Genomic DNA, 17716 nt, shown 5'->3' with positions numbered 1-17716 from the left:
ATAGCGTATGCTTCCGATGTAGCTTTCTTGCAGAAAGCTTGTAGGCGAACGCTTCGCTTTTTCAGGTTTTTTCTGTCCTCTCCGTTATCGTGTAAATGATAAGTTCAATTTATATAGCTACAATTTCACTTCGTACAAGGTCGTCTGTCCGCCGAATCCAAATCCGGCTCTGTTTCCGGTGTCTCCGTTATCCGCAGATCCGCTGTCGGTGCCTGTCTGCCATTCTGAGGCTGGAATTTCGGTTCCGTGCTCTTTGATCCAATCGCTAATATCCGAGTTCCCTCCGCGGCCACCCATGCCACCAACCATGAAGTATTTCACTTGCCCGCTCTTGACGAGTTGCTCAAGTTCCTCTGTTGTGTACACCGGGTCTGATCCGGAAAAACCTCCAAGCGTAATGACCGCTGCTCTTTCATCGATAATATAAGGTGCTGCCTGATTATAGTCTGTTGTGGCGAAGAGATACGTTTCGCCTGTATTGTGCTCTTTCAGATAATTCAATGTGGCTGTATCCACTTCTTCATTACGGTTACCCATTCCGCCACGTCCACCCATTGCAGGCATTTCTGTGTCTCCTGCACCGTTACCCATTGGCATGCCCATTCTTGCTCCACCAACCATACCATTGGAACCAGTCGGTCCTGCTGCCGGAATCATGCTGTTGCCACCATAAGTAATTGGGGTGAATGCCCAGTAGATTGGACCGATCAGCATCACCATGAATCCCGCGATAATGAAGCCCTGTTTCCATTGATGTGTGCGATGAAGTATAACGACCAGGATGACCGTAATCAGTATGCCTGCGATCAATTCACTAATGGACCAGCCTGCACCAATCGTATCGTTATACACCTGCATGATATACCAGCCGAACAGAGTCGTCAGCAGCACAGACACTGGAAGCAACCATGCCTGCCATCCATCGCGATCACGATATGACTTCCACATTGCTACAAAGCCTGCGCCAGTCAGCGCCGCAATTGGAGGTGCAAGCATAATCAGATAATATTGATGGAAGAAACCTGCCACACTGAAAAAGGCAGCAACGGGAAGCAGCCAGGCCAGCCAGAACAAAGCCTCCTTGTGTTTGTTCGTTATATTGCTCCGTCTTAACCCTGCAAATATGGCAATGCATCCAAGTAGCACAACGGGCAGAAGCCAGCTGGCTTGACCTGACAGTTCAGTCTGGAACAGACGCAGAGGACCTTTCACCCCTGTACCAAACATTCCTCCCATGCCTCCGCCACCATTACCGCCGAAATTTCTTCCGTTGGACATTTCCATATCATTCGGCATCTGCCCGTTCGGGAAATTGCCATTCGGCCCACTGATGCCGCCCATGGTGTTCAAGCCATTCGAACCATTCGTATTATCGTTATCTGGTGCATTGACATCTTGCCCAGCGCCAGGAACACCACTGCCTGTCTGATTAGGGCCTGAAGACAAGTCTCCTCGATTGTCCCGATTATTTCCCTGTCCCATACCATTTGGCATACCTGCATTGCCTGCGGTATTCTGCTGACCTGTTAGACGAGCCAGACCATTGTATCCAAAGGCGAGTTCCATGACCGAGTTGGTTTCACTGCTTCCGATATAAGGCCTCTCGTCTTCGGGTATAGAATCCACAGTGACCGCCCAGGATAAGGAAACGACCGCCAGAACCGCTGTGCTGCCGATCAGCAGGATGATCTTCATTCTCCATTTCGCCTGAAATGCGAGCAGATAGAACAAGTAAAAAGCCGGGAGAATCATGTAGGCTTGAAGCATTTTCATATTAAAGGCTACGCCTATTAACCCAAAGGCAACCAGAATGCGCCAAGCACTGCCTTGTTTGCAGCCTTTGAACAAAAACCATGAACCCAGCAATAGTGTAAACACCAGCATGCTGTCAATATTGTTGGTCCGGCTGACTGCCGCCACGACAGGCACGGTCGCCATCGTAAGGGCCGAGATTCGTGCTGCTGCAAGACCATATGTAGGTTTCACCATGAAATAAATCAGGAGCACCGAACCGACTCCCGCTAATACCTGCGGCAAAATAACGCTCCATCCATGCAATCCGAATACATAGGCAAAGGCCGTCTGAATCCAGAAGACAACCGGTGGTTTATCAACAGTTACCGAGCCTGCCGAGTCTAGTGAAGCATAGAAAAAGTTATGGGAGTTGCTGAGCATACTCCCAACAGCAGTCGTATAATAGGAATTGGCATATGGATCGTTCCAGATACCGTACCCATTCAGAAATGCCGCCAGTAATACAATCGGCAGAAGGACAAGATCCATCCTTCTTTTGGTGTTATTCAAAGTTAATCACTCCTTCAAAGTTCTTCATGTCTAGTATTGTGACATGCCAAAATAAAACTGGGATGAGTACCCGCTGAATGTTGTCTGAGGATAATTCACCATCCTTTCAGCTAAATTTCAGTTTGGCAAGCGATAATACAACATACAGTCCCTCGCAATTGAGGGAGAAATCTAGATGGATCAGGCAAGGAGAGAAGGCACATTATGAAGCTTAGCAGCGGAATTAAAATACTATTGGCTGATGATGAACCACATATTTTGCAATTTCTGGAGCTTGGATTAAGCAATGAGGGCTTCGATGTGCGCACCGCACCGGATGGAGCGGCTGCGCTTGAGTTGGCGCTTGAATTCAAGCCGCATATGGCTATTCTGGATGTCATGATGCCAGAGATGGATGGATTCGAAGTGGTCGAGCGTCTGCGTAAGACCGGTGCCGAGGTTGGCGTAATTATGCTGACAGCGAAGGACGAAGTCGAGAATCGGGTTAAGGGCCTTTGGCTAGGTGCTGACGATTACATGATCAAGCCTTTTGCCTTCGACGAGCTGCTCGCCCGGATTCAGGCCAGATTACGTAATCAATTTCCTTTATTAATAGGAGCCGTTACACATGGTTCCTTCCGAATTGATGATCAGCGCAAAGAGATTACTTATCAGGATCAGGTTCTGGAACTGTCTCCAACTGAATATGAACTGCTAAAATTTATAGTGCTTAATCATGGGATTGTGCTGAGTAAAGCGACCATTCTAAGCCGGGTGTGGGGGTATGATTTTGGCGGGGAAGAAAATATTGTGGAGGTATACGTTCGCTCCTTGCGCGACAAACTCGGGGATAAACAGCATAGACTCATTCGCACACTTCGAGGTGTCGGATACAGGGTGGATCTCTGATGAACTCGCTACCTAAGAAAAATAAACTTCGTTTAAGACGTCTGCACCAATGGATATGGCCTCGTTCATTACGTTCTCAATTGCTCTCACGTTCACTGTTCGTGCTTGCTGGGTTACTATTGTTAATCGGTATCCTGCAATTCTGGATCATGGAAAGCTTTCTCTACCGGAATCAGGCAAAAACCATGGAAGAACAGCTCATGTCCATGCCCCCGGTTTGGCTCGGAATCCAGTCACGTAACGGCTCTTCCAACAATCCTTTTGGTGGACAGGCAGGAAACGGGTCTGGTAATCGGGTACTGTTTATTCCTGACCGTTCACTGGCCCTGTTTGATAACCAAGGTACGTTCGAGGATGTTTTTGGAGAAGACGGTTTGAAAGCCCCTCAACTATCAACCGCTGAATATCAGGACATTACAGATGAGTTGAAAGAACAAAAACACATTCCCTACCGGATCGTCACGGATAGCCAAGGGAATGAGCAATTGATTGTATTCGCTTCACCCGGTCCACGGAATCGCGGTTTACCGATGGTCCAGATGGGTACGGCTACAAAGCCATTGAGAGACTTGATTATTAAACAGCTTCTAATCTTCCTCATGTTATCGCTGTTAGCCATGGTAGCCGGTCTTATTCTATACACTAAGGTATTACGCCGGACGCTGGTTCCTCTATCCAACATGGTGAATAAAGTGCAGCAGATTGATGCAGGAAGTCTCGCAGAACGCCTTCCCGTCGTTCAGGGACAAGAAGAAGTAGATCAGCTCGCAGTTTCATTCAATGGCATGCTTGAAAGGCTGGAGAACTCGTTTGAAGCGGAGCGGGAATCAAAAGAACAGATGCAGCGTTTCTTGTCTGATGCTTCTCATGAACTTCGTACCCCGCTCACCTCCATTCACGGCTTCATTGAAGTTCTGCAGCGGGGTGCAGCGACCAATCAAGATCAATTATATAAAGCACTGGACAGCATGCACGGCGAATCCGTCCGAATTAACAAGCTGGTTGAAGATTTGCTGTTATTAACCAAGCTCGATCAGGCTCCTAAGCAGGAGCGGGAGGTCTTTCAGCTAGACAGTCTGCTGCTCGAAATGCAACCACAACTTGCCATGATGGCTCAGCGGAGGTCCATTCATCTTGATCTGACGGCTGAGGTATATGTACTGGCTGACCCGTACAAGCTGAAGCAGGTTGTGCTGAATCTGTTCCATAATGCGGTGCAGCACACCGATCCTGAGCATGGAGCCATCTCCATAACGTTATATGCCACGCATCATAAGGCTGAATTGTCCGTGAAGGATAACGGCACAGGCATTGAACCTGAACATCTGCCCCATATCTTTGAGCGATTTTACCGCACAAGCAGTTCTCGTTCGCGCAAACAAGGTGGCGCAGGTCTCGGCCTAGCCATTACCCGCTCGATTGTGGAGACGCATGGCGGAAAAATTACGGTACGAAGTCAGGTAGGATTGGGGACTGAATTTATGATTTTGCTGCCGCTGCATAAGGCTGATGTCTAGGCTGAGCTTCGGCTCTACGCAAGCTAAAAGGTGGCTATAAGCAGCGCTACGTAAGATCTACTTGATCATTACTCATGCACTAGTCAAGCTCTCCAAACGCTGCTTCTCTTCCATTTTAATTTTGGCTTTTCATTGCATGACGAATCCCCCATTCATTTCGGTTTAGAAATGAATGGGGGATTCTTTTTTTGTATCCGATTAGTATAGTGGAAGCCCAATGGGTTTCAGCTAGCTGACGAATCTGAGGCATCATATTCAAAGATTTTGAAACTTATAAATGCTTTTCATAAAATGCCATTGTCATTTTGTCGTTAATTGCTTTTGTTGCACCCGTTTTTTTGTAGCCTATCTTTTCATACAAATAACAGTTCCCTTTCTCTTGTAAGATGGTACCCAATTTCCATGACTTTGCATCATCATATATCTGCTCAACCATTGTAAAGACTTTTTGTGCAATTCCTTTTCCTTGATGTTCTGGCAGTATAAAAATTGGGCTAATACTATAGATTTGATTATCTTTTTTCACGACTCTAATTCCACCAACAGCAACCTCAAAATGATGAATTATAAAATAATCTGAAAAAGATTGATTGATTTGAGTAATAATTCTTTCTACGGTTTCATTGGCGAGGCTTGTTGCAAAATCTTGATATTTTTCCAACAAGGGCATAAATGCTTTGACTTTCATTTCATGAATAGTCACTGCATCTTTTAAATCTACTTTATATAGTAAAACCTCCATTAAATATATACCTCCGTTTGATACGCTTGTTAGAAATACGATTTATAGTACTTGCTCTGTTAACTTAGTACAAGAAAGATGTTCGTCTACGTTTGGTTTTTGTTTCATTTACAGCATACAAACAAGATAAACTATCATTTTTTTATTCGACGTTGTATTCTCATATTCCTTGATATCTAAGTAACGGTACCAAGCCAATACTTCATCTAACTTTCCGCTATCATCCGGGGGACAAGATCATCCAGTATGAACGGAGGATTACCAAGGGTACACGCCATTTTCATCTAGGAACTCCCCGTTATGGCGTTTACCATCCGTCGCATAGCACACGATAATCGCAGCGCCGGCTTCTTTTGATTTACCGCCTTCGGCATTACCGTTAAGATCTGTTGATGTGAATCCGGGCGTTACTGCAAAGACTTGAGCCCTGCTGTTTTTCACTTCATAAGCCATCGAAAGTGTCATGGCACTGTTCGCCGTTTTGGATGAGTTATAGTCGAAGGCATTTAAAGTAAACTCCGCATTTTGCATATGGTCCAGAGAAGCCATGTCGGTTGATACATTAATGATTGTGCCTTCATTATTTTTGATTAACGGGAACAATCGCTGATTCAAACGGAAGGTGCCGAAAAAGTTCACTTCAAAGGCGTTCCGCAGATCTTCCTCTTTTGTATCCGTGAAGGAATGAGAGAAAGCACCCGGCATACCCGCGTTATTGATCAGAAGGTTTATTGTGGGATAAGTCTTCTGAATTGTATCGGCTGCCTGCTCAATGCTCTTCAAGTCGGACATGTCGATCTGTACAAATTCAACATCTATCCCCTTAGAAGTTAACTCGGAAACAGCTCTTTCACCCCGTTCAACACTACGTGCGCCGAGGATAACTTTCCAACCTGCTTCACCCAACTGCTTTACGATTTCATATCCAATTCCTTTATTTGCTCCGGTTACAAAAACAGTCTTTTTCAAGCGAATCCTTCTTTCCATAATTTGATTTATATTTAACAATGTATAAGTTACTATGCTACACTTAGTGTAGGTCAAATTATTTTTTATAAAATGAGGGATTAACATGTTAACGATTGGAGAAGTAGCCAAAAAAGTTGAAATTTCCATTGGAGCGATTCGCTTTTATGAAAGAAAGGGACTGCTGAAACCTGCTGCACGAAATGAGCAGAATAACCGTCTATATTGGGAGGATGATCTGAACTGGCTGGTTTTTATCAAATGCCTTCGTGAAACCGGAATGAGTGTGGAAGACATCAAAAAGTATTATGATCAGGTCAATGAAGGAACTTCCACGCTGAAGGAAAGAACCAAGCTGATTGAGGATCAAAAGCAAAAGTTGCTGAATGATATCGAGGAGAAAAAAGCGCAGCTTGTTCATTTGGACAACAAACTGGAGCGCTATTATCGTGGAGAAAATTATTAACATAAGCCTTGTCCAATAAAATAAACACAAAAAAGATCAGGTAGCCAGAGCAATAATTGCCTAACCTGATCCGAAACTTTCATTTTACAGCGCTTCGCTATGGGACTACGTTCTATTAAAATTGGCCTTGTTGCTTACGCAGGTGGTAATGGTTATACTTTTCATTTTCGATCACAATCGAACTGCCCCGTTCAAAATCACATTTCTGTATCACCTTATTGGATGCTTGATTGGTAGTCAAAGCGATGGCATTTAACACTTCCACATTTGTATGTTCAAATAAATAATCTGTCATTCCTTTGAGCGCCTGCGTTGTATAGCCACGATTCCTGAAGTGTTTCGAAATACCGTACATAATCTCCCGATTAGGTGCTGATAACTCATCCTTAATTCCTGAGCAGCACCATCCGATAAACTCGTCAGTTTCTTTGAGTACAATAGCCATACGTAAATATAACTCTCCGATATCCCCTCCCGCCATCACAGCTTGTTTAAAATGCTGATTCTCAGGGATTTCATACTCGGTGAGCCACAGGGTCCTGTCTTCAATCGTAGCGTTCCATCCCGGAAGGAATTCATACACTTCAGGTTGCCATGTAATTTCTTGCAGTTTCTCCAAATCTTCAATTCGATACTCACGCAAATAAATATCCTTGCAATCGATGATTAATTCATCAGTTTGTATGGGTTGGTTCATAAGGTTGCCTCCACATTTTAATTTACATTACATCATTATAGAGCCGTGTACCATTCCCTTAAAGGCAATGCCTTGATATGTATAGCGTCAGGGTCTTGGGTTTTTTCAAGTTGGGGAAAATACTCTGGATATTGAGCCAAATATTCGCTAACACACCATCGAACTGACCAGTTAATATCTGTTGACCATTTTATCCAATTGTGTATTTCCTCCTTTGGAGCATTTTGCAATAATCCATGCATATACCATCCACGCACTCCTCCTTCTGTTTCAAGCATTAAGGACACCCAATACAACTTTCGCTCTTGTTCGTTCATCGGTTCGCCGAGGGTCGATACTGCAATTTTACGAACAATAGCGGATGAATCCTTCGTGAAGTTCCATAACTCTTCACGTGATAATTCGCCCCTCTCAACTAAAACGGTTAAAGAGAGCGCTCTTTCGATATCATCCATTGAATGAATTGCGCTGTATGGATTTTGTTTTTTTATACTTATCATGGGTAAAGTTTTTGATATGTACCTTGGCTTATCTGCCCTGTTCATACAACGAATTGTATTCTCAACGTTAATTCGAGGAGCCAGGTTATCATCACCCTCAAGTGGTTCTCCATGCTCGACTAATAAGTGTCTCAGCATCTCGGAACTTAAACTCGGAAATTGGGAAAACAAATGGGCCGCAACACCAGCCACAAGCGCAGCCGCTCCAGAGGTCCCCCCATAAAAATATACGCGCTTACCAGAATCTTCAGTTTCATAAGAGGGGATTGTAAGGTGTAGTCTGGGCGCTAATATATCTGGCCTAAAGTGACCATCTCCATTTCTGCCATAAGGTTCATCAGGGAAAGGGACGTGTAATGAACGATCGGCCTTTCCATGATCCACGTAGCCCCCTACTGCTAAATACTGTATTGGAGGCATGATGTTATTTAAACGTGTATTTCCATTCGAACAAATAACCAAAATGCCCTGTTGCACAGCTGCCGCCAATGCTTTAACCGTTGAGTTTTCACTCGTATTTTTAAGATGAACTTCATTATCTAATGCCTGCCAACCAGTGCTTAAAATAATTTTTATATTCCATTCGACCCCATGTTCAAGAATCCATTCCATTCCTTTTTTCAGACGTTCTCCTTCTCCAGTTGTAAATGCGCCATGATCTAAAACGATAAATGTTGCTGCTGGTGCAATCCCGACATGAATTTGTTCCTCTAACAGAATAGGTTCATGGGCTAAAGCCAGTATACTCATAAGGCCATGTTCACCTTTCCGATCATCCTCCTCCCTCTTCATTGATGAAATGTCTCGCACAGTGACAGTCATATTTTCATGTACGGCAACACATTTGATTCGTGTATTTAAGTGATTTATGAGATGATGTTGTTTAATTGAATCGATAATTACAATCCCCACACCCAGACCAGAAGTATGAAAATCAGGTTGTTCAGCAAAACCTAACCTTTTCCATGTCGGATCGGGTATTGCTCTATCCATACGATCACCTCAGATTTTGATCTCATTAGAATACTATCGCCTTCCGCTTAATGTACATTATCATTTATCCAACTAAAATTGGCAGATTTCGAGCACCCTGGCGATCTTATTTATACTGGAATCAAACAAGCCCCTCTTTTTCCATAAACTCATCTTTGGTTAATCCAAAGAGGATCAGATCCTGGTATTTCCCATCCGTATAAATCACCTGACGACGGACACCTTCCTGAACACATCCAAGTTTTCTCATCATGGCTGCGGAAGGTTCATTTCCTTGGAGTACATAATCATTAAATTTGTTGAGCCTGCGCTCGAAGAAGGCATACTTCAGCAAGATTCGTACGGCTCTGGTTCCGTATCCTTTTCCTCGATGATCCCTGTCAATTTGAATGCCAATGCTAAAGGTACCGTTCCTTTCATCAATGCTGTTCAGATTCACACCTCCGACATTTTCACCATCCATATTTACAATTGTAAACATGATCCGTCCTTTGCCTAAAGAAAAATCAGAGAAGTTTTCCGTGAAATTCTTAGCCTCAACATGAGTTGGCGGTAACTCTACTGCACACTCCAATAACCGACGGGCAGGTGTATCAAAGCGGTTATAATAATGATCCTCCCAATCTTCTTCACGCAAAGCACGTAATCTGACCTTATCATCCTGCCAGAAATATTGACTATAATCGATCTCTCTCATCCCAAGTCCCCCCGCTATTTAACCAGATTTTTACTTCGAGCTACAAACATAATAACCCATAATGTGGAATTGGAGGAGATTTGTTTTCATTAAACACAACGAAAATAACCCCCGAACAAGATAAAACTGTCGGAGGCTACGCTCTATTTTATATCAATATGTCATTACGATTCTTCCGTATATTGAGGTTTGGACACGTTATCCGGAACCGTTTCGTCAAAAACATCCTGACCAGGATAATCCCGTACTTCCCCCTCGTGAAGCTCATGATTTTCATAATCAAAACGATGTGCAGACCTCTGATCCACCCGCCACGGAGAACTTTTTCCAAGAGACTCGGATAACAGAGATGAACCGTAAGGACCCTCCGGGAATTCTTCGAGTGTGATATCGTTTCGCTGCGACTCCACCGTAGACACATCGGTATATTCTTGCCGTTCTTCACGCAAAAACTTATCTTTCATCGTTTATCCCTCCTGATCCACTTCATATGATCAACGTCCACTTATTGTGAGCGAGGACAAACACATTTATGCATGATCTTTGGAAAACACTGTGTTTATGGTTCTAATCCATCGTCTTATATTCATCATCGGATTAATCACTTTAATCATCGCCATCACAGTTGGCGAATCCATATTAAAAGTACAAAAACAATGAGGCCAGCGAGGCTAATCCAGGTATCACGTTTGGACCATACCAATAACGATGAACGTCCTCCGAGCATGGAATGCTCTCTAACTTTACGCATTTCCATCGCAATGGTCATATCCTCTGCACGTTGGAACAGTGCCATTAACAAGGGAATCACCATCGGACCCAGGTCACGAATTCGAACGGTATTTGGTTTTAAAGCTGCCTTTCCACGTGCCCGTACGATCAGTGAGAATCGCTGCCACTCACTCCAGATCATCGGGATAAACCGAAAGATTAACGATACAGCAAGAGCAAACGAAGCTACAGGCAACCTGATCTTTTTACCCATACCGAGTACCCAGTTAAGCCCTTCTACCATTCGCCCATAAGGTGTCGTCAACGAAAACCAAAGGCTTGCCAATGTGACGATAAACAAACGATACACATTCAGCAAAGTGCCCTCCGCCTGCATCAGGGAAAAGCCAAAGTGCAGACCTCCTCCCTCTGTTGAAAGAGTGGTCCCAGATAACACCGTTGATATGATGAAAAAGAATAATAATGGCTTCATTAACTTCATACATCCAGCCAAAGTCTGACGCGGAAGCACGGCAAGTGCGGCCACTACCGGCACCAGTGTTAACGTCAATCCCAGCCATCGCTGTTGAAGCATAGCTGCGGTGACCAGCAAAATATACAAAATCCATTTCAGACGCGGGTCCATAAAGCCATATAATCCGCCTGAATGAGTCCATGTGTTCGGAAAAAGCTTTGGATCATCCTCCGTTTTAATGGACGATAGCATCAGTGTTTCTTTTTCATACTTCATTACATCGCTCTTGACTTCCATCGTTACCGTCCCTGATGCTTCTTTCGATTCGTTTTGAAACTGTACTTCAACTGACTTGGACTGAACAATACTTTCAGCCATCTCCTCTGGCGTCATCGCGGTCAAAGGCAGCTCAAGACCCGCTTCTCTAAACTGCTGTGTCAGTCTCATCGATGGTGGCAGTCCAATCCCTGTCTGCTCCAGCAGTTCAGGTCTTTTGTGAAGTTCTCTCGGCGTAAGATCTGCGATTAGACGGCCTTCCTGCAACAACAATACTCGATCCGCACAAGGCAAGAATGTATCCAGGTCATGGGTTGCTACCACGGCCCCACCACCTACCAGACGATGTTGCTCCAATACATCCAGCAAAAGCCCGACACTTTGCGCTTCCAATCCGGCACTTGGCTCATCCAGCAGAAGCCAGTGCGGATTGGTCACACTTCCGAGAGCAAGACCTAACCTGCGCTTCTCTCCCCCACTTAGAGCAAATGGCGACCTATCCAGATGAAAACGTCGACCCAACTCCGAGGACACTGGTGGGTCCCATTGGTTCAGTGCTTTTGTGATCTGCTCTTGTTGCTGTTTCTCTGAAAGTCGATAGGGACGCAGAGAATATGTGAATTCACGCTGAATACTTCGGGCAAACAGTTGTTGTTCCGGAAATTGAAACAGTAGTCCCATTTGCAATAAAATCGACTGCGGCACTTTTCCTTCTTTCCAGAAAGGTGTGCCATCCAATGTGATACTTCCTGCATCGGGCGGTCTCAGACCAGCCAACGTCTGTAGTAAAGTTGTTTTTCCTGAACCCGTACAGCCCAGCAGCAAGGTGATTTCCCCACTGGTTAACTGTACACTCACATCTTCAAGCAGTGCACGTTTGCCCGATTCTGATGCTTCTATACGTATATCGGTCAGCTCAATCTCCAACGTGCGACCTCCTTAGCCAGTTGCTCGGGTCGCAGTGGCATGGATTCTGGCATCATACCTTTTTGCTTGAGCAATAACGCAGTTTTTACAGTAAAAGGAGGATCCAACCCTAACCATTCACAGGGGGATAGCTGTACATTTTCCCGAGTAGCCTTCTCATTCAACTCTGTTACATAGAAAAAGGACTCAGGCTCCCCGTCGTACACACAACGTCCCCTCTCCATAGCAATGATTCGATCACACAGGGTTGCTTCCTCCAGATGGTGTGTAATCCAGATCACCGTTGTCCCTCGCTGGGTAATCTTCTGAACGATGGCCTCGATACGGTCTCTTGCTCCGGGATCAAGCATGGCTGTTGGCTCATCCAGAATCAATATATCCGGTTTGGCTGCGAGCGCTACAGCAATATTAAGCAGTTGTTTCTGTCCACCGGATAATTGTGAGACAGCCTTCTCCGGGGGATATTGAAGTCCTACGGTATGTAATGCATCCTGCCTGCGCTCCAATTGCTCTTCTACAGAATCCATCAATGGTGACAGCGCAAAATGAAACTCCTCTTCAATCGTATCGCCTAGTACCTGTGCATCCGGTTGCTGCAATACACCCCGAACGGTAAGTTCATCCGAGATATCCCGTACCCCTCCAGATAGTGGAATGAATCCAATTAATAGTCCAGCAAGTGTGCTTTTTCCACTGCCATTCGCCCCTACAATACTAATCCATTCTCCTTGGTGCAGCATAAGTGAGACCCCATCCAGCGCTTTCCTCACCTGACCACCTTCGGAAGCATAATGCACCCGAACATCTTCTAATGTAATTATAGGCAGGTTGCCTTGCATCGTAAATTAGTCCTTTCCCTTTCTATTGTTATGTGGTACGATCCTAATCGTTAACCACATTTATATAATTGGTTAACAATCATATTACCAAAATGGAGAGGATTGTTCAAACATGAAATTATCTTTGCGAGGCATTGTATTCAGCGCACTTATGGCCGCAATTTTAGTACTTTTTGGTTACATAAGCATTCCCATTGGCTTCTCCCCAGTACCGATAACATTACAGACCTTGGCTGTCATGCTGGCCGGAGGATTACTTGGTCCACTCTATGGTTTTCTAAGTGTTACCATGGTTGTTCTGCTCACCGCTCTTGGATTCCCCTTGCTACACGGGACCGGAGGACTTGCAGTACTTCTTGGACCTACCGGAGGATATGTGATGATGTGGCCGATCTCCGCATTATTAATTGGACTGTTACTTGCACGAATCAACATCAGAGGTGTCACAGGATTCATGCTCGCTTTTGTTGTATTTGAACTATTTGGATCACTGCTCGTGTATGTATCGGGCGTCCCTTGGCTTGCTTATGCTTACAAAATGGACCTACCTGAGGCCATGATTCAAGGGTTTTATCCTTACATAATTGGGGATCTGATCAAAGCTGTATTTGCAGCCATCATCATTGCGCCCGTGCGCATGGTGTTCCCACCTCAACGGCTCACAGGTAACATACATTCAACGGTTATAAAAGCGGATTCTTAATAGAAGCTACATATCCTATTAGATTACGAGCCTCCATATTCTAAAACAAAAACAGCCAAAATCACTTTGGCTGTTTTTGTTACTTCTCTTCCTCTAAAGTTGTTCTGTCATCGTAGTGTCCAGTGTAAATCTTCTTTAGTTCAACTTATATATTCACCTGAATTAATTGACGCTCTGTAATCTGAAATTGTTGATCCGCTGTATTTTCAACGAACCTCTGATCATGAGATACATACAGAATCGTTCCTTCATAGGACTTGATAAAACGCTCCAACGCTTCCAATGCATACATATCAAGAAAATTCGTTGGCTCATCCAACAATAGAATGTTATATTGTCCAAGAAACAAGTGACATAATTGAAGACGAATCGCTTCCCCACCACTTAATACCCCAACATTCTTCAGTAAGTCATTCCCTGTGAACTGCATCGCATGCAACGCACTTCTGAGCTCTGATTCCTCATATTCCGAACGATTTTTCAGGAATTGTAATACGGTCTCTTTTGTTGTGAATCGATAGCTCATTTGCTGAAAATAACCGAGCTTTGCTTTTGGAGACATTGTGATGTGATTCCCAGCATGGAAAACATGGTTAAGCAATGTACTTTTCCCGCTGCCATTGGCTCCGGTTATCGCTATTTTTTGTTTTAATGGAACTTGAAAACTTACATCCTCCAGCAATACGTGGCCTTCTACCTCAAGCGTAAGACGATCTGCCATAATTGGAAATCGATTGTGCAGCTCCAGTATCTTTGGCTGACGGAAGATCATAGGCCGATCCTCTTGCACCGCTTTTACCTCGTGAAGTTGTTGCATTCGCTGTTCAATCGCTTTAGCTGCGCGGTGGACCGCTTTTTGACTGGTGCCTTTGGATTTTGTTTCAACCATACGGTTTGTTTTTGCCTTGGATTCTTTTTTGGACATGCTTCCGGACTGCGTTATTTTCTCGGCTTTCTTCATCTTTTCCCGAGCGGCCAGCTCCAATCGCCTTTTCTCCTTGGAAAACTGCTCATGGGCCTGGTTTTGTTGTTCACGCTCCAGCCTCTTCTGTGCCTGATAATCACTATAGTTACCGGAATATACGCGAACCTCTCCCTGATGAATTTCCCAAATCGTGGTTACCAGTTCATCCAGTACCGCACGATCATGACTAATTAGCACAATTGCCCCATAGTAATAGCGCAATTCATCCAGCAAAAATGTAATGCCCTCTTGATCCAGATGTGTTGTTGGTTCATCCAGTAACAGTACTTCATGATATTGGGTGAACATTTGAGCGAGTTTTAGACGGGTTTGTTCACCGCCACTCCATGGCTGGTCGTGTTGAGGAATGGCTAATTTACTCAGTAAAGCCCCGTCAACTTCGAGATTTTCGTTAGGCTGGGGTGGTTCCACTTGTTCCAAATAACCAAACTCTGCAAAACGTTTTACCTTTCCGGCTGTTGGCTGGATCTGTCCTGCAATGAGTTTCAACAGTGTACTTTTACCCTGACCATTACCACCCACTACACCAATGCGATCCAGTTGATGCACAGCCAGTCGCTCAATGTTCAGTATTACTTTATCCATATAGGTCATCTCAACCTGTTCTAATTCAAAACATATCTTTTCCATATTCGCTACCTCCGAAATAAGATTTATTTCGTATCGATAGCGAAGCACGCTTCTATCGATACGAGCTTATCGTGCCAGCTCGTATCAATAGAACAGTAACGTCATCATAGCGTTTACCTCCAGTAGTCTGTATTGAGCGCCTTTACCTGATTAAGATAATCAGAAGAAAAACAAAAAATCACAGGCAACGGCCTGTGATTCAACGTAAACGGGAAAGCGAGTATAACACTTATCTTAAGGTCAGGATGATTGAAAATGACAGACTGATCCCGTTTACTCTGAACCGATAGTCAGAGCCTTTGAACGTATTCAATTACCGATTCAAAGGAAGGAAGCGCAGTCTCATTACATGTGTCATGTTCAATAATCCACCTTTCATTATCATGTATAGATGTACAATTCTAATTATAATTTTCCAATTCCACCATGTCAACGGAACGATGAAAACACGATACCATCAGATTAGTACATCAAACTACTTTTGTTCCTGGTCACTACCGCTAGTTAATTTCAATAGAAGTTCCTGGCTATGAACCTGACCTGTAGCCTGTGGAATTACTTCCTCGTAGTTGGCGGAATTCGTTACGATAATCGGCGTTACCGTGTGATAACCAGCAGCCTTAATCTGTGCAATATCGAACTCAAGCAACAGATCTCCAGCTTGGACCCTGTCCCCTTCCTTGATATGGGAAACAAAATGCTGTCCGTCCAATTTAACGGTATCAACTCCCACGTGAACCAATATCTCAGCCCCGGTGTCTGATACTACAGCCAAGGCATGTTTTTTCTTGAATGCAACGGTAACTGTACCATCAAAAGGCGCTACGACTCTGCCCACAGTTGGCTCAATCGCAATCCCTTTACCCATTGCTCCCGATGCAAAGGCCGGATCTGGAACTTCCGACAATTCCACAATCGTGCCTTCGATTGGGCTAAATACAATTTCGTCCGAAGCATTCGCTGCACGAACAGATTGCTGAGCGGATGTCGTAGATTCGGTTTTTGTTTCTTCTTCAACCGGATCTTTGAAGCCCATGATGTACGTCAGTACAGCCGAAACAACAAACGATACTACGATACCCAGAATCAATCCTGGGAAACCTTGTCCACCTGGTCCGTAGAAGATCGGCAAGGTCAGCAACCCTGGTGCGCCGGATGCAAATGCCAATGTGCCCGCTTGACCAATGATAGCTCCACCAACTGCACCACCGATTACCCCTGCAATGAATGGACGTTTCAGTGGTAATGTTACCCCATAGATGGCCGGTTCCGTAATACCGAATAATGCGGTCAACGTGGATGATCCAGCCAGCGTTTTCAGTTTTTTGTTCTTGGTTTTCAGCATAACCCCAAAAGCAGCACCCGTTTGAGCAAAGATTGAAGCTGTCGCAGCCGGTTTAACGCCATCCTGTCCATACACGGCAACGTTGTTGATAAATACCGGAATAAGACCCCAGTGTATTCCGAAGATAACGAGCAGCTGCCAGCTTGCACCCATAACGGCTCCAGCGAGCAATGGACTGAATCCAAATGCGGCAACGAGTCCAGCTGCAATTGCATTACCAACGTATACGCCAAATGGTCCGAATACCAACAATGTCAGTGGTACCATAATCACTAGCAAAAACAATGGCGTAACAAAGTTTTTCACACTATCGTGAAGTGTTTTATTAAAGAACTTTTCCAACTTGCTCATGACAATGACAGCTAAAATGATAGGGATAACTGTAGATGAATAGTTCATCAAGATGACAGGGATACCGAAGAAATCCGTTGGTGTTCCTTCTGATTTCAACGTGACGATGGACGGATAGATCAGTGCTCCTGCAATCGTCATCGCGACAAACATATTCCCCTGGAATTTACGTGCTGTTGTAACCGCTAACAACAGAGGCAGGAAGTAGAAGAGACTATCTGCTGCTGCATACAGGATCGTATATGTTGTTTCTGTCGTTTCCAGCCATCCGATATTGCTTGCAATCAACAATAACCCTTTTAGAATACCGGCTCCCGCCATAACGCCCAGAAGTGGCGCAAAGATGCTGGATATGATATCGATAATACCCCCGAGCCCTTTGGCTGCTTTGCGAGGTTTTTCTTTATCTGACGAATCGTCCAGAATGTTACTGATCTGTCCAATGGCACTATAGACTTCAGGCACCTTGTTACCAACAACCACCTGGAATTGTCCTCCGTTTTCTTTGACTGCGATGATGCCTTCTGTTTTCTCCAGTTTGGCTTTGTCTGCCTTGGCATCGTCCTTCAATACAAAACGTAACCGTGTTGCACAATGAACCAGTGATTCCACATTTTTCTCACCGCCAACCAGTTCTACAATCTCTTTGGCCAGTTTCTCTTGACTCATAATCTGCACCCCCACTTTTTCTCAAACAGGCCCTT

15 protein-coding genes are annotated in these 17716 nt (G+C 44.5%); 4 read left to right on the top strand and 11 right to left on the bottom strand.

From position 1 onward, the window contains the following. Positions 1–117 precede the first annotated feature (117 nt). The gene (locus MKY92_RS13405) at positions 118–2304 is read right to left on the bottom strand and encodes a glycosyltransferase family 39 protein (RefSeq protein WP_339301167.1); all 2187 of its coding nucleotides are present in this window, start codon (positions 2302–2304) and stop codon (positions 118–120) included. 204 nt (positions 2305–2508) lie between these two features. Here MKY92_RS13405 and MKY92_RS13400 point away from each other — a divergent pair, with 204 nt between their 5' ends. Continuing rightward, a complete protein-coding gene (locus MKY92_RS13400) occupies positions 2509–3192 on the top strand; it encodes a response regulator transcription factor (protein ID WP_339301166.1) in 684 nt (227 codons plus the stop codon). Beyond that, positions 3192–4709, top strand: coding sequence for an ATP-binding protein (locus MKY92_RS13395; protein ID WP_339301164.1), 1518 nt, complete (start codon positions 3192–3194; stop codon positions 4707–4709). Before MKY92_RS13400 ends, MKY92_RS13395 begins: the two co-directional genes overlap by 1 nt. A 271-nt stretch (positions 4710–4980) precedes the next feature. Here MKY92_RS13395 and MKY92_RS13390 read toward each other — a convergent pair whose 3' ends face one another. Continuing rightward, a complete protein-coding gene (locus MKY92_RS13390; RefSeq protein ID WP_339301162.1) occupies positions 4981–5451 on the bottom strand; it encodes a GNAT family N-acetyltransferase in 471 nt (156 codons plus the stop codon). A gap of 258 nt (positions 5452–5709) precedes the next feature. After that, positions 5710–6420: an SDR family NAD(P)-dependent oxidoreductase gene (locus MKY92_RS13385; RefSeq protein ID WP_339301160.1), complete on the bottom strand. Its 711-nt coding sequence runs from the start codon at positions 6418–6420 to the stop codon at positions 5710–5712. 103 nt (positions 6421–6523) lie between these two features. Here MKY92_RS13385 and MKY92_RS13380 point away from each other — a divergent pair, with 103 nt between their 5' ends. Next, positions 6524–6883 (top strand): MerR family transcriptional regulator, encoded by a 360-nt coding sequence (locus MKY92_RS13380; protein WP_150367413.1) that lies wholly within the window; start codon positions 6524–6526, stop codon positions 6881–6883. A 115-nt stretch (positions 6884–6998) separates the two neighbouring features. Here the strand turns inward: MKY92_RS13380 and MKY92_RS13375 are convergent, their stop codons facing one another. From MKY92_RS13375 to MKY92_RS13350, 6 genes are all read right to left on the bottom strand, one after another. Continuing rightward, entirely contained in the window at positions 6999–7580 is a 582-nt protein-coding gene (locus MKY92_RS13375) for a GNAT family N-acetyltransferase (RefSeq protein ID WP_339301157.1), read from the bottom strand. Positions 7581–7615: 35 nt separating this feature from the next. Then, on the bottom strand, positions 7616–9073 hold the full coding sequence (locus tag MKY92_RS13370) for a S8 family serine peptidase (protein ID WP_339301156.1): 1458 nt from the start codon (positions 9071–9073) through the stop codon (positions 7616–7618). A 121-nt stretch (positions 9074–9194) separates the two neighbouring features. Beyond that, complete coding sequence (locus MKY92_RS13365) at positions 9195–9770, bottom strand: GNAT family protein (RefSeq protein ID WP_339301154.1); 576 nt, start codon at positions 9768–9770, stop codon at positions 9195–9197. Positions 9771–9934: 164 nt separating this feature from the next. Continuing rightward, positions 9935–10234: a hypothetical protein gene (locus tag MKY92_RS13360; protein WP_017688728.1), complete on the bottom strand. Its 300-nt coding sequence runs from the start codon at positions 10232–10234 to the stop codon at positions 9935–9937. A 155-nt stretch (positions 10235–10389) separates the two neighbouring features. Continuing rightward, positions 10390–12159, bottom strand: coding sequence for an ATP-binding cassette domain-containing protein (locus tag MKY92_RS13355; RefSeq protein WP_339301153.1), 1770 nt, complete (start codon positions 12157–12159; stop codon positions 10390–10392). Then, positions 12144–12998, bottom strand: coding sequence for an ATP-binding cassette domain-containing protein (locus MKY92_RS13350; protein WP_339301152.1), 855 nt, complete (start codon positions 12996–12998; stop codon positions 12144–12146). Before MKY92_RS13350 ends, MKY92_RS13355 begins: the two co-directional genes overlap by 16 nt. Positions 12999–13110: 112 nt before the next feature. On the opposite strand from MKY92_RS13350, the gene MKY92_RS13345 reads away from it, so the two are divergent. After that, on the top strand, positions 13111–13701 hold the full coding sequence (locus MKY92_RS13345) for a biotin transporter BioY (protein ID WP_339301151.1): 591 nt from the start codon (positions 13111–13113) through the stop codon (positions 13699–13701). A 145-nt stretch (positions 13702–13846) separates the two neighbouring features. Here MKY92_RS13345 and abc-f read toward each other — a convergent pair whose 3' ends face one another. Both abc-f and MKY92_RS13335 read right to left on the bottom strand, forming a co-directional pair. Next, positions 13847–15316 carry an ABC-F type ribosomal protection protein gene (gene abc-f / locus MKY92_RS13340; protein ID WP_339301149.1) on the bottom strand — a complete coding sequence of 490 codons (1470 nt, stop codon included), beginning with the start codon at positions 15314–15316 and terminating at the stop codon, positions 13847–13849. Between the two features lie 475 nt (positions 15317–15791). Then, on the bottom strand, positions 15792–17681 hold the full coding sequence (locus tag MKY92_RS13335; protein ID WP_339301147.1) for a beta-glucoside-specific PTS transporter subunit IIABC: 1890 nt from the start codon (positions 17679–17681) through the stop codon (positions 15792–15794). Positions 17682–17716: the final 35 nt, after the last annotated feature.

The organism is Paenibacillus sp. FSL R5-0623, from assembly GCF_037974265.1.
Classification (GTDB): Bacteria; Bacillota; Bacilli; order Paenibacillales; family Paenibacillaceae; genus Paenibacillus.
Note: the sequence above shows the minus strand (reverse complement) of the source record. Positions and strands in the feature narration are given on the sequence as shown.